The sequence below is a fragment of the Rhizobium sp. YTU87027 genome, from assembly GCF_050644135.1.
Lineage (GTDB): Bacteria > Pseudomonadota > Alphaproteobacteria > Rhizobiales > Rhizobiaceae > Rhizobium.
The window spans coordinates 583,931-597,030 of record NZ_CP098443.1; the positions used below are offsets into that span (position 1 = coordinate 583,931).

Annotated in this window: 8 protein-coding genes and 1 pseudogene; 5 read left to right on the top strand and 4 right to left on the bottom strand. The window is 55.5% G+C overall.

Going from position 1 to position 13,100, the window contains the following annotated elements; translation table 11 throughout:
- Window positions 1-33 precede the first annotated feature (33 nt).
- From NBG89_RS33265 to NBG89_RS33280, 4 genes and pseudogenes are all read right to left on the bottom strand, one after another.
- Entirely contained in the window at window positions 34-1,191 is a 1,158-nt protein-coding gene (locus NBG89_RS33265; protein ID WP_431324858.1) for a hypothetical protein, read from the bottom strand.
- The gene (locus NBG89_RS33270; RefSeq protein WP_431324859.1) at window positions 1,188-1,631 is read right to left on the bottom strand and encodes a response regulator; all 444 of its coding nucleotides are present in this window, start codon (window positions 1,629-1,631) and stop codon (window positions 1,188-1,190) included. Before NBG89_RS33270 ends, NBG89_RS33265 begins: the two co-directional genes overlap by 4 nt.
- 4 nt (window positions 1,632-1,635) lie before the next feature.
- Window positions 1,636-4,404, bottom strand: a complete 2,769-nt coding sequence (locus NBG89_RS33275; RefSeq protein WP_431324860.1) for a hypothetical protein — start codon at window positions 4,402-4,404, stop codon at window positions 1,636-1,638.
- Between the two features lie 514 nt (window positions 4,405-4,918).
- Window positions 4,919-7,275, bottom strand: a pseudogene (locus NBG89_RS33280) (hypothetical protein).
- 248 nt (window positions 7,276-7,523) lie between these two features.
- Between NBG89_RS33280 and NBG89_RS33285 the strand changes: the two are divergent.
- The 5 genes from NBG89_RS33285 to NBG89_RS33305 all read left to right on the top strand — a co-directional run bounded on the left by NBG89_RS33285 (window position 7,524) and on the right by NBG89_RS33305 (window position 13,085).
- Window positions 7,524-8,705, top strand: a complete 1,182-nt coding sequence (locus NBG89_RS33285; protein WP_431324861.1) for a Fic family protein — start codon at window positions 7,524-7,526, stop codon at window positions 8,703-8,705.
- A 375-nt stretch (window positions 8,706-9,080) separates the two neighbouring features.
- Window positions 9,081-11,171, top strand: a complete 2,091-nt coding sequence (locus NBG89_RS33290; RefSeq protein WP_431324862.1) for a PAS domain-containing protein — start codon at window positions 9,081-9,083, stop codon at window positions 11,169-11,171.
- A 10-nt stretch (window positions 11,172-11,181) separates the two neighbouring features.
- Window positions 11,182-11,826 carry a response regulator gene (locus NBG89_RS33295; RefSeq protein WP_431324863.1) on the top strand — a complete coding sequence of 215 codons (645 nt, stop codon included), beginning with the start codon at window positions 11,182-11,184 and terminating at the stop codon, window positions 11,824-11,826.
- A gap of 131 nt (window positions 11,827-11,957) precedes the next feature.
- A complete protein-coding gene (locus NBG89_RS33300) occupies window positions 11,958-12,317 on the top strand; it encodes a response regulator (RefSeq protein ID WP_431324965.1) in 360 nt (119 codons plus the stop codon).
- A 342-nt stretch (window positions 12,318-12,659) separates the two neighbouring features.
- A complete protein-coding gene (locus NBG89_RS33305) occupies window positions 12,660-13,085 on the top strand; it encodes a hypothetical protein (RefSeq protein ID WP_431324864.1) in 426 nt (141 codons plus the stop codon).
- Window positions 13,086-13,100: the final 15 nt, after the last annotated feature.

The window sequence follows — 13,100 nt, forward strand, 5'->3', positions numbered from 1 at the left end:
GCCACATAAACCTCCCGCACCGAGCGTGGTCGCTCACAGCCTCCTAAGAAGTTCCGCCATTAGCGACACGGTGAACCGAGCCGATACGATAGATCCGTTGACGTGATGCTGGTCGCCCTTGTGCTGGTCGGCCATATCCACCACCGTCTTAGCGCCGAAAAAGCGCGGTCGCTCCGGCGCGAGATCGCAGGCGCGATATATCGCGTGCATCTCCATGTCGATTGCTGCCATCTTTCGATGCTGCTTGGATATCGTATTGATCTTGGCGGGGTCAGCGATCACGGCAGAACCTGAGGCTACGGGACCGAGAACGAGGGGTTGATAAAGGATGGACTGGTCGGAGAACGTGTTGTCCTTGTAACTCAGACCGACCTTGTCTTTCTGGATGAAGTTTTCGAGTTCCTGTAGTTCGGTCGGATTGATGTGGACCTGATACGGCTCGATCTTGAACTCGTCGCTGTGAAACTTGCCCACTTGATACTCCCAAGTGAACGACGCTACGATCAAGCTACCGATCGACGACTCGCCGTTGACGCCTGCGCAAATTCCGGACATCGCTACGATTTTTGGGGAGTAAAGCTCGATCGCCTTTGCTGCAGTAATCGCCGCGTCGACCAAACCGGCGCGGGGCATTTTAATGCAAAGGCCTCGGCGATCGCCAATTGTCAGTGGGACACAGTTAAGGCCCCGGGCGATGAAAGTCTCCCCGAACGAACAGCCAGCAGCTGCTTTGAATGCGTTTCTCTCCTTCTCCAGGGCGCAGAATATTATGAAGTCATATCTAAACTTCACAGCTACTCTCTGGAGGCACATTTCGAGGGCCTGCACCCACTTGCCGTCAGCGCCATACTCAACCAGGAAAATACCGGCATCGGAAAAGTATCGCCGCCGCTCACCAACGATTTCGGAAAAACCGGACAAGGCGATCACCGAAGTTCCCTTATTATGGCTGCTGTCGTGTATCGTAGCAGCCAGTTCATCAGAGAGGTCGACGCCGGGTTCCGGATGGCGCGGAGGAAGTGAAAGATCCGTGATGATGAGGTCGAATTTTTGCTCGTAGATCTGTTTGGTCGCGCTCGACAGATCGATCGATCGTACCAATGTCTCGATCGACCCCTTGAAGTAGTTCGAGACGACCTCGGAAACCGCCCCAAACTTTTTGTCGTCATCTTCGATGATCAGAATCTTCATGGAATTTCCTTCATTGCGTCTGCTAATCCCTGTTCCCAAGTGTTGTCATTTTGCTTGAACTGGATCACGCGCATCACAGGCGTCCGATATAGTTCTTGCAGCCTTTTGGGTGCGTCAGTGAGTTTAACGTATGAACCCTCGATTTCGATTTCGGGGTACTGTGTGATAATCAGGAGTCGGACGGCTTTTTGCGCGTAGGACAGCTCATAGATGAGTTCTAGCCCGCCGGACGGTAGCGAAGTCGGAGAACCGCCTCGTGCGGCAAGATCATGGCTCGGAAGCGCCATGTCCAGAATGATAAGCTCAAATTCATCGCCTGAGAGCGCTTGAACGCCCGAATGGACGGATTGGCACCATTTGACATCCGTGTAGCCCACGGACTCCAGTAGAACCTTAATCCGGTCGTATTTAAAGCTATCGTCTTCGACAACCAGTATCATCTAGTTAGCCAATCGCAGTGGTGAAGGTTGCCCTGAAGGTAACCCGGTCGTCATGGTGGACTAACGCCTCAATATTAGTGATCTCGTCGACCTCCTGAGCGAGCTTCCGGACCTTCCTAATGCCGCTAAACCCTTCTTCGACCATCGCATTGTCGATGTCCGCTTCCATTGCATGTTGTAGCTGAGCGCGGACAAATTCGATCTCTCCCGGCTTGATCAGAGAGGTCAACGTCAGGACGATTTTTCTTTCGCGTTTGATGTCTGCGGTCACGATATCGAAAATTAAATCTCCGTCGGCAACACCGTGTTCGGCTACGTTGGCCACCAGAACCTCAAGGACGTCATAGACGTAGTGGTAACGGCTACCCATAAAAATAACGGTCGTGTCGCCCGATCTCACGATCTTGGGCTTAAATTTCGGCTCTTGTTCCATGATCTCACGCACCACCGCATCAAATAAAAGCGAGATTGGAGCGGAGGGAATGGCGTTCGATGGCTTCGAAAACCAACGAGTGGCGTCTTTGAATTTCTGTAGAGTGATGGCGTTGAGCCTGTGACAAAAGTCTCTGGCCAAAGGGTGTTTTGATGTATCAAGGAGGGGCGTGAGATCGCTAGGGTTTATAACTCCCACGTCGGCTCGCATACGATCGACGTAAGCTCGCAAGTTCTCGAGATCTTTCTCGACCAGAAGCCAAGAGTAGTCGATCAGCACTTTGGCGATAGACGATATGCTGGCGTCGGCGCGATACTTTTCGGTCAGGTCAGTGAGGGCCGCCTGTGTTGTATTGCGTTTATCAATCGACGCAATCTCTGCCATGATCGCCCCGCTGGGCTTTGATCTCGATTTAACGTGCAAGCGCTCAAGACCAAAGTGGTCGATAGCGTTCGCATATCGCTCGAGCCACTGATCAGTAGCATCCCGGAAAGCTACGACAGATCGAAGGTCTTTAAACTCCGGACCATCGATAAACGCGCTTACCTCGCTCACCATGTAGCCGCGCAATGTCCCGTGGCGAATGCGCCTGCCGATATAGGAGTCTATCCCATAGAACTTATTGGTACAGAACTCCGTGAAAGCACGCAGGATGACTGATGCGAGGCGTAAGCTCACGTCCTGTCTCACCTTGAGGGGATCCGCGATCTCTTCATTGGTCGTAATGACCTGTGGAACGACCAACGCGATACGGCATGCCTCTCTCAGGTCATCGATCAGCTTGTCCTCGACCCACTGCCCAAACCTGACAGGATCTACGTAGATGCGGTTCTCATTGAAGTCGCCGCGAATATCCTGAAGTTTAAGGTCTAGACGCAATGAATGCGCCCGTTCCGTCGTAACGCGATCGTCGAACTTTTTCCCGTACCACTCAAGGAGGGAGGCTTTGGCTTCAACGACGTCTTTAGCCTGGTGGTACAGCTGATAAAGTTGCACAAGAAAGTTTTCGGTGCAGGTGCTTAGGAAATGTTCAGCAAGGTGCCGCCCTTGATCGTTGAACGAATCCGCAAGTTTAACGATGTCGGAGTCGTAGTTCTCGATAATCAGGTCCTGTACAACTCTGCGGACGGCGTGCTCGCCGATATTGGATGGTTGCGAGTCGTGTTTGAGAATTAGCTCGAGGTATTTGCTCATTCGGTCATGCGGATACTCATAAAAAAGGGCTGAAATGGCGTCAGGATCAAGGAACATCGCGATATCCCTTGTCTGATTGAGGAGCTTAAGCAGCTGATGCGAACGTAGATCCGCGAATGTGTTTCCCAAACGCGCAAGATGCAACAGTGCAATGGACCGGGCAAACATGCCGGCGGATGCGTGATGGAAAGTGGTCTGTTCGACTGAAGTGCTGCTGTACGAGCTGGCAAGCAGTTTCATATCGAACGGTTCGGCGAAGAACTCGTTCAGCCGCTCGGTCGCGTGAAGGGAGGTGCGGAACAGCTCCTGCGACCTCATCGAAGAGTAGTAATCAAAGACAAAACGCTTAGAAGCGATGTTGCCATATTCCAGCCAGGCACATGAGCGGCGGTAGAATCTGAAATCGTCGTGTTCAGGCTCGTCCCTCGACACCTCGATTAGATTGAGCGTGTTAATTTTTCCAAAGGTGTCCGACCAGAACTTGATGATTTCGGGGTCCAGATACTGCTCAACGATCTCAGTGATGCCGAACTCGGTGCCGACGGGAGAGTTGAATGCGTAAAAACACACGATAAAGAGCGTGTCAGCGAGCGAGAGGAGACTGAACGACTGGATCGTGGATGAAAGCACCCCTGCTTGCGCATTGTGGGGGTAGAAGAAAAACTTCACGATGTCTTCGGACGTCTGGCTTATCTTCTGTTGTCCGAATACGGCGCTGAAGGACCGCCGCATTCCCCAATATGACACGGTATCGTCCATCATATCGTAGAGCGCCATCGTTATCGGATTCATACGTTTCCCGCTGTGAGCGGAAAAGTAGGTTTCGATGGTGGACGCTATGCTTCCGCCATCCCGGGTCCGATTGTTAAGGAAGACGAACTTCCGCAACAGCCAGTTACTATATCCGAACTCTGCGATGATCTGAATGTAGGCGCCTAGGGCTTCGTTCGACCGACCAGTCTCTGCCAACCGATTGGCGTTGCCAAACTTCTGAATAAAATCGCAGAGCTTGCTCTTCTCGCTATTAAGTCGAGCGATTTGTGCTGAGAGTTCATGGCTCAAGCTAACGTCAGCGAGGCGAACAACCCCTGCAGACGTAACTGGCTGCTTGGGGAATTTGTCGGTGTGCGGACGCTTACTGAACAAGGGATGTGTTTCCAGGATAGTATAAACTATCCGTGCCTCCGTTGGAGACATGGATTTCCGAAGATTATTGATGGTTTCCCGGAATGCTGATTCCTTCGTATTGGCTACGAGGCCACGCAATCTGTTAGCAGTGTCTTTCCTAAGTCTGTTGTGCATAGTGATTCTCCCGTATGCAATCTACGGAAGCAATGGCTGGGAAAACAACCAAATTCAGCAGTATTGAGGAGTTGATCCCGGAATAACTGGAAGATAATCCGGCGCATGTCGGTTGAGTTGGTACTCACGCGGAGTGACGCGCGCGCGCATCGGGGCTGCCCGAATTCGCGACTCTGTAGCTGCTTGCTCTGTATATCCGTCGTCTTCACATCGATACGCTGAAGGCGAGGGCCGAGAATTTTCAATAATTTATAGCTTGAGACGTAAGGTACCGTAGTTCACATCCTTTCACGGCGGAAACGACGAGTCCCGGCTCGGGCGTAGGCAATAAACATCCGAGCCGAGCACTCATTCAATTTTAGGCAGCTTCCCAGACCTGATTGAGAATCTTGGCGGTCAGTGCCGCCTTGTCTTGAGGCAGGAAGCGACCGTAATGCTGTTGCACGACATCGGGCGTGTCCTGAATGGCGTAGCTCGCCTGCTCGTAGGATCCGGTCTGTTTAAGGATATGCGTCGCGAGAATGTCCCGCAGGTTATGCGGACCATGCGGCAGCAAGCCCTTAATCGCGCCTCGCCCGGTGTAGGGGTTATAAATTCCATAGCGTTGGATGACGGTCCGCCAAGCCTCGTAGAATGTGGTGGAGTTGTAGGCGGCATCAATGCTGGTCGTCTTTACCGTCTTGACGAACAGGGTCCCCGGATCTTTGGCTCCGCCGAGCAGAACTCCACGGTGTTTGTCGATATACGCGTCGAGGTATTTGTAGAGATCGAGCAAATTGGGCAGGATCAGCCGGAAGGGCTTCTGTCCGAAGAAGGAGGAGCCGGAGTTTTTGAATGCGACCGATGGGATGAGGACCTCCCACCCATGATCGCGATCGCTCCAGCGCAATTCGCCGCATTTCAAGTCCTCAAGCCGGCGTTCGGATGTTGGATAATGGCCGCGCGGACAGACACGCAGTTGGCGAAGGTTCTTTTGCCGCAGCCCGAGGTGCAGGCCAAGCCGAAGCAGTAGGAATGATCTGACGGCTTCGGCCGCCGGTCGTGGATATCTGTTCTCGTCCGGCATGCGTTCAAGGATCTCTTCCGTGATCTTGCGATACTCGGCCAATGGACTCTCGGCCTCGAGAACGCACATGATAGGCTCGAACGGGTCGCGATGGACGCGCATGACGCGTTGGATTTCCTTCGAGCGGTTGCGGCATGCCGATGAAGAGCGTCGCAGGCACCGTCCCAATCACGGGCCGCGAATTCGATTTCGTCCAGCTCAACCAAACCTGAGATCGGCCTCACGTTGTTAAGCAATTCCGGGTGCTGTCGTATCCAGCCGACACCCGCGCGAGAAAGGGCTTGGGCGACCATCAGCATGTCTTCTTCCCATTTGGTATAGAAGCTGCGGCGCTGTTCTCGCCACTGCAGATACCAGTCCCAAACACCGGGGAAGATGAGGAGGCCAAAGCTCAGTTGGCTGAGTGGTACGCCATAGCCCTTTACTGCCCCGTTTGGTGAAGCGGCCAGCGCGCCAAACATCAGGCCGAGGTGTTCGATCTTCTGAGAGGCCGTTTCCTCACCCCAGACGCCGTTTCGCTGGAAACCAATCGCGGTCAGTGTCGAGGTTTTGAGACGGATAAGGTCAGCCATCTCCATGGCAAGTCTCGGTGGCGCGTCGACAACGCCGGAAAGCAAATCAGGATCGTCGAAATCTGCCGCGACGTCCTGATTGGCGCCAGCAGCGGAGGCCAACGATCGAGAGGCAAGAGCACTGCCGCCATCGGTGACACCGGGAAAGCGGATGGCATAACGTTGCCTGCTGGCCGCCGCCTGGTATCGACGATACTCCGTGGATCCGGAGATAATTACCCGGCGCACCCAATCAAGGATCTCTTCACGTTTGGTGAAGGGCAAACTGCTGAAATCATCCGGTAGGTGAAATGAAATTCTACGCCGCTCCGCCGGGCTGATGTCACCCAGATCATGGCCGTACAGTGAACGTGCCTGATGCGGCAGCTTCTCTTTTAAATACCCCTGTCGCAACCTGTAGCGCCGCTCGATGCGGCCAAGGATCGTGAAACTAGCAATAGATCGCGGCACGCGCTCGCCTTGGATCCAGGATAGCAGCGTCTTGTTGTCGAAGGTCTCATTCAGATGAATAACAGAGCGGTAGAGCTGCCAGTATGTGTCGCCAAACCGCCGCATGTGATAGACTAATGCGTCCTGAAAGCTTGCCGGATCTTCTGTCGCTTCGAATAGCGGTTCTGGAAAAGGACTGATCGGCTTCGGTGCAGGTCCACGCGGTGCGAAAGCTGAGTGAGCAGCATTGTCGCCTTCGCCGACGCGATGCGGCTTTCTGGTTGAGGAGGCGGTGGTTGTCTTTTTGTCTTGATCTGATTTCTTAGAGCGAAGGATCCGCTTCCGAGTTTTTAGGTCTTCGACAGCCGGCGGTGCGCCTAGCCATCGGATGATAGCATCCAAGCCTGGCCCCATCTGCTTTTTCAGTTCTGTCGTCAGCTCGGCTTCGATCCCACACGCCTGACCGATCGTCGTCCAGTCGATATGGCCATTCAGGAGCGGGGGCGATTTTCGATAGATGATGAAACTGACTAGGTAGGGCCGAATATTCTCCAGTACCCTTTTGGACGCAATCGGCGCGATACGCAGCTCGCAGAATTCTAATATCTTTCGCTGAAAATGATGTGATGAAAGGTCGTTTTTGGTCATGCTCTTTCCGTTTCTCTCGGCGTTAATCCCGAGGGCGAGCGGGAATATGAGGTGAGTTTTAAGAAAGGATGTATCGGGTCTGACACTGTGAATGTTGCCTCATCAGCATTATCCCTTTACTCAGATCACTCTGGATCAGCGCTCTGGACTTCGTGTCTCCGCGTTAATTAAGCGCGCTTATCTAAGTCTGTGGCTTAATTAAATGAAAAGCGTCTTGCTTAAATAACGAGCGAGCCCGATAGTGGGTTATGTCAGATTCCCAATCCAAAAATCGCTTAGGTCGCTTCGTCGAGACGACCGCTGCCAGTGAAACAGTACGGGCGTTCGTACCCCCACCTTTGCCGCCCGAACCGGCGATCGATGTGCTTTCATTGCTGGAGCGTCTCAGCTTGGCTGAGCGCGCACTAGGCCGCTTGGACGGTATCACAATGTTGCTGCCGCGGCAGGAGCTGTTTCTTTATATGTATGTGAGAAAGGAAGCTGTTCTTTCCTCGCAGATCGAAGGAACGCAGTCGACGCTTTCCGATCTCTTGCGGTTTGAGACGGAAGCGCAGGCGGGGCAGCCGGTCGATGATATTCGTGAAGTCTCCAACTATGTTGATGCCATGATGTATGGTTTGGAGCGGCTGGAAACGCTGCCCATGTCATTGCGTCTGATCCGCGAAATGCACGCCAGGCTCCTACAAAGTGGGCGAGGCGGCTCCAAGGATCCAGGAGAGTTCCGCCGCTCGCAAAATTGGATTGGCGGCACGCGCCCCGGTAACGCACTCTTTGTGCCGCCACCCCTCACTGAAATGGCCGGTTGCCTGGATGCTTTCGAGCACTTCATCCATGACGACCGATCGCGGCTACCAGCACTCATCAAAGCCGGCCTGCTGCATGTGCAGTTTGAAACGATCCATCCATTTCTCGATGGCAATGGTCGTATCGGCCGGCTGATCGTAACCCTATATCTCTGCATGAACGGCGTTCTGAGAAAGCCGCTGCTATACCTCAGCCTTTACCTGAAGTCCCATCGGCGAGAATACTATCGGCTACTGCAAGAGGTTCGCGAACAGGGAAACTGGGAAGCCTGGCTAGACTTTTTCCTGGCCGGCGTGGCCGATACAGCCAATCAGGCTTTTGAGGCTGCGACTCAGATCGTCGCTCTTTTCAAGGAAGATCGGGAGCGGATCACTATGGAGAGTGATAGAGCAGGGTCGGCGCTGCGCATTCACGAGCTTTTCCAGCAGAATCCTTTTCACACGGCGAACCAGATTGTCCAGATTACAGGCTTGTCTGCGCCAACGGTCAACGCAGCGCTCGCCGATCTGGAGCGCTTAGGCATCGTTGATGAAGTAACCGGCCGCAAGCGAGGTCGCGTGTTCAGCTATCGAAGATATCTTGCAATTCTAAGCGAAGGCACCGATCCTCTACCGCTCAGTTCATGACAAATTGATGGATCGATGGTTCTATTTGCATCACGGCGGCGCCATCGCGAGCAGACCGGCAACGAGCAAATCTGGGGATAGATACTTTCGCTTCTCACTCGGCCTTACGCCGGCCGAGAGGACCGCTCGAGGTAAATCAGCGTAGGTTGGGGTGACAGAACGCCATGCAATTTCGTGCCGCCATTTTGACGTGCATTTAGCCGGTTGCGCTCGCACGCGCTGATGTTAGTTTATAAGGGAGTGCCGATGGACTGGCGATCTGTCGGAGGCCTTTTTCGCCGTGAGGGGGGCACATATCGTGTCGGCGCAAGGATCATAATAGATACAGGGAAGATCTGGGGGACGTCTCGCCGCCTTTTCTGGTTGGTGCTGCTGTTGTGCCTTACCAAAGGTGTTGGGGGAGCTGAAGAGCCGCAACGGGTGCTGTTGTTGCATTCGTTTGGTGCGCGGTTTTCCCCGTTCAACGCCTTCTCGAGCGCCTTTCGCGTTGATCTCATAAGTCGTTCGCTAAGGCCGATCGACATCTACGAGGCATCGCTTGAAACCGCGCGCTTTTCTGCTGACCAGCAGAACGACCCGTTCGTGGACTACATCACCGCTCTGGTAAGGGCGCGGGCGCCGAAGCTTGTTGTCGCTATCGGGGGTGCTGCCACGCGATTTGCCCAGGCTCATCGCAGCGAATTATTTCCCTCGACACCTATGCTTTTCACGGCTCTGGACGAGCGCGTGTTGAAGGCCGACTCTCTGACAGCCAATGACGCTGCGGTCACCGTCAGTCTCGACCTGCCGGCAATGGTCGAAAACATACTGCAGGTGCGGCCCGAGACGAAAAAAGTCTTTGTCGTGATCGGCAGCTCTCCGCTCGAACGGTTCTGGGCGCAGGAAGCCGAGGCGGCTTTCAAGCCCTTTCAGGATCGGGTTGCCTTCGAGTTTTCCAGCTCAATGTCGTTCGACCAGATCGTTTCCCGGGTTGCGGCGTTGCCGCCCAGCACAGCGATCCTGTCAGGCCTGATGGTCGTCGATGCGGCAGGGGTGCCTTACGAAGAGGATCGGGTAATCGCCAGACTGCATGAGGCCGCCAGCGCTCCGTTGTTCGGCCTGTTTGACAGTCAACTCGGCAAGGGCATTGTTGGTGGACCTCTGTTGGCAATTGACGATCTCGCCAGCGACGCCGCCGATGCCTCGTTGCGAATGCTCGCCGGCGATGCGCCAGCCGATATCCACATACCTCCTCGCCGCCCCAGCGCGCCGACCTTCGATGATCGGGAGCTCGCCCAGTGGGGAATACCCGAAAGTCGCTTGCCAGCAGACAGCGTCGTGCTGTTCAGGGAGCCGACTTTCTACGAAACCTATCGATGGCAAATCCTCGGTGTTTTGGCTCTTCTGCTGATCGAAACGATCTTTGTCGTTGCGCTGCTTGAACACCGCAGGCGGTTGAGACGAACCAAGCAAGAGTTGAGTGTCAGCGAGGAGCGTCTGAGCACGGCTGCGATTGCCGCCGACGTTGGCCTATGGGTATGGGACATACAGAAGAACGACATCTGGGTGTCGGAGAGTGGGCGACAACTGTTCGGCCTCGGCGTCGAGGGGACGACGTTCGAGCACTTGGTCAAAGTGGTCCATCCCGATGATCGCAGGCCGTTCTGGCGCGCCGTTGGCGAGGCGCTTACCCAGAGAGGGGAGTTCGAGCCGCGGTTTCGCCTCACTGTGCCGGGCCGCGGCCTTCGTTGGGTCTCCTCACGCGGACGAGTGGAATTCGATTCCGCGGGCAAACCCAGCCGCATGCGCGGCGTAGCTGTCGACATCACCGGCCGGCAGGCAGCGGAGGAGGAGGCAAGGGAGCTGAGCGGCCGGCTCATTCATGCTCACGAAGACGAGCGGGCGCGGCTTGCGCGTGAGTTGCACGACGATGTCACGCAGAGGCTGGCAGTCCTCGCCATCAATGCGGGCCGCGCTGAGCGAAGCGCGGACAGCCCCGCCGACAGTGCCGCGATGTACGAGATGCGCGAGGAGCTGGTTCGGCTGAGCGAGGATGTGCATTCGCTGTCTTATCGACTTCATCCATCGATCCTCGAAGATCTTGGACTTGAGGAAGCGTTACGGGCCGAGTGTGATCGTTTTGCCGCCTTGGAACGGACGATCATCAATCTGGATACCGAGAACTCCACCACGAACATATCGCCGGATATCGCCTTGTGCCTGTTCCGTATCGCCCAGGAGGCGCTCCGCAACGTCGGCCGTCATGCAGGCGCCAGCCGAGTGCGGGTATCTCTGGTCCAGAGGGGTGACAAGTTGAACCTGACTATCAAGGACAATGGCAAAGGCTACAATCCGCTGGCCGTAACGGGGAAGGCGAGCCTCGGTCTTGCCAGCATGCGGCAACGCGCCAGATTGGTCGGCGGAACAATCGAGATCGAAAGCGCCACGGGAACCGGGACCACCGTGTTCGCGTCGGTTCCACTGTAGGAGAAGGCCGATGGAACGGCTACGGTTGCTGCTGGCAGATGACCACGTAATGATCGCGGAAGGCCTGAAGCGTATTCTTGCCGACGATTTTGAGCTGATCGGTGTGGTGGAAGACGGCCGAGCGCTCGTCGACACCGCAAGGAGGCTCAAACCCGACGTCGTGGTCACCGACATTTCAATGCCCAACCTCAACGGCATCGAGGCTATCTACCACCTGAAGCGCGACAACCCGGCCATCAAGATCGTTATCCTGACGATGCACCAGACGGCGGCGTACGCGCGTCGCGCGATCGAAGCCGGCGCCTCCGCCTTTGTGGTGAAGCACGCGGCACCGGCCGAGCTGGTGATGGCCATCCACGCCGCATCCAAGGGGAAGACCTTCATCGCTCCTTCAATGACCGCGGAAGTGCTGACGGATATCGAGCGCGGCCCCAAGCACGATGCCGAGCCCGGCCATGCGGTTCTCACCCAGCGCCAGCGCGAAATACTGCAATTGCTGACCGAGGGACGCTCCGCCAAGGAGATTGCGGCGGCGCTCTCGATATCACCGAGGACCGTGGAATTCCATAAATATCAGATGATGGACACACACCGTCTGCGCAACAGCGCCGAGCTCCTCCACTTCGCGATCAAGAACGGCATCGTCACAGTCTGAACGCTTGAGGCCCCGTAAATTTTCGGGCTGAGAACCCGTATTTTTGCGAGGTGACATTTCAGTTCCCTCGACCGACTTTTTAGGCTGTCCGCCTAAGGGAGGGTACGATTAGCCAGTCACCTCGCTGCGCTCTGCTAGCCGACCGCCACCTGGCCTTGAGCGACGGCATTCGCGGTCTATTGGAGACGACGTTTGCCGTTGTCGTGATGGTCGCGGACGAACCGTCGTTGTTTACGACCATCGACCGTATGCGCGTGGAGCTTGCCGTTGTGGACATATCGATTTCGCATGGCAACGGCTCGAATATCATCAGCCGGCTACGCGAACAGTTTTGCGACCTCAAGCTGATCGCTATCAGCGTTCACGACGAGCCGAGTGTCCGCCGCGCAGTCTTGCGGGCGGGAGCGGATGCGTTCGTGCTCAAGCGAGCGATTGCAACAGACCTCATCCCCGCGCTGGATGCGGCGCTCATAGGCAGTGCTGAGCGGTGACGGGCACTTGAACAGTGAGTTCCGCCGCAGCAACACGAGTGTTGAGACAAGAATTATCAATAGAAATCGTGAGGTTATGGACGGCTCAACCTCCGAGGGCGGGCCTTCGAGAAGGCTTTGACCGATGAGGCGAGCGCTCACCTCGTAAATTTTCCACCCGGGAACTCGTAATATTACGAGGTGATTTTGGGCCTCGTTTTAAGCAACCTAGCGTTGGGGTCAGCGCCAAGCGGGCGTCTGGCTAGCATCTATGTCGATCCTGCGGCGCCTACCCGTACTCGCCTTCTCATTGAGGCAACTGAGCAAGTCGCAGAATACCGTGAAATTGTTGAGGGGAAGCGCATGCAGAAACGATCTCGCATTTTCAGTTGCGCGCTTTTGACGACGTTGGTTGCCGCCAGCGTCGTCCGCGCGGAGACGATCAGCTTTGCAGATGCCGTGTCGACGCTCGCTCAGGCCTGTAGCACCGACATCAAGAAGCACTGCAAGGGCGTGAACCTCGCCAACAACAGCATTCAACAATGCCTGCAGCAGCATCAGGCCGAGGTCTCCCCGACCTGCACCACGACGCTCGGTGAGGTGACGAATTCGATCCAGCAGCGTCTGGAGGCACAGGCCAGCGTTACCAAGATTTGCCGCGAGGATGCCGCGCGGGTCTGCCACGACGTGGCACTCGGCGAGGCGAACCTTGTCAATTGTCTGGCCAGGGCGACAGAGGTCGTCGGCAAGAAGTGTAGTCAAGTCATAACTGATGCCGGTTGGCGATAACCTTGCTGGGAGGGG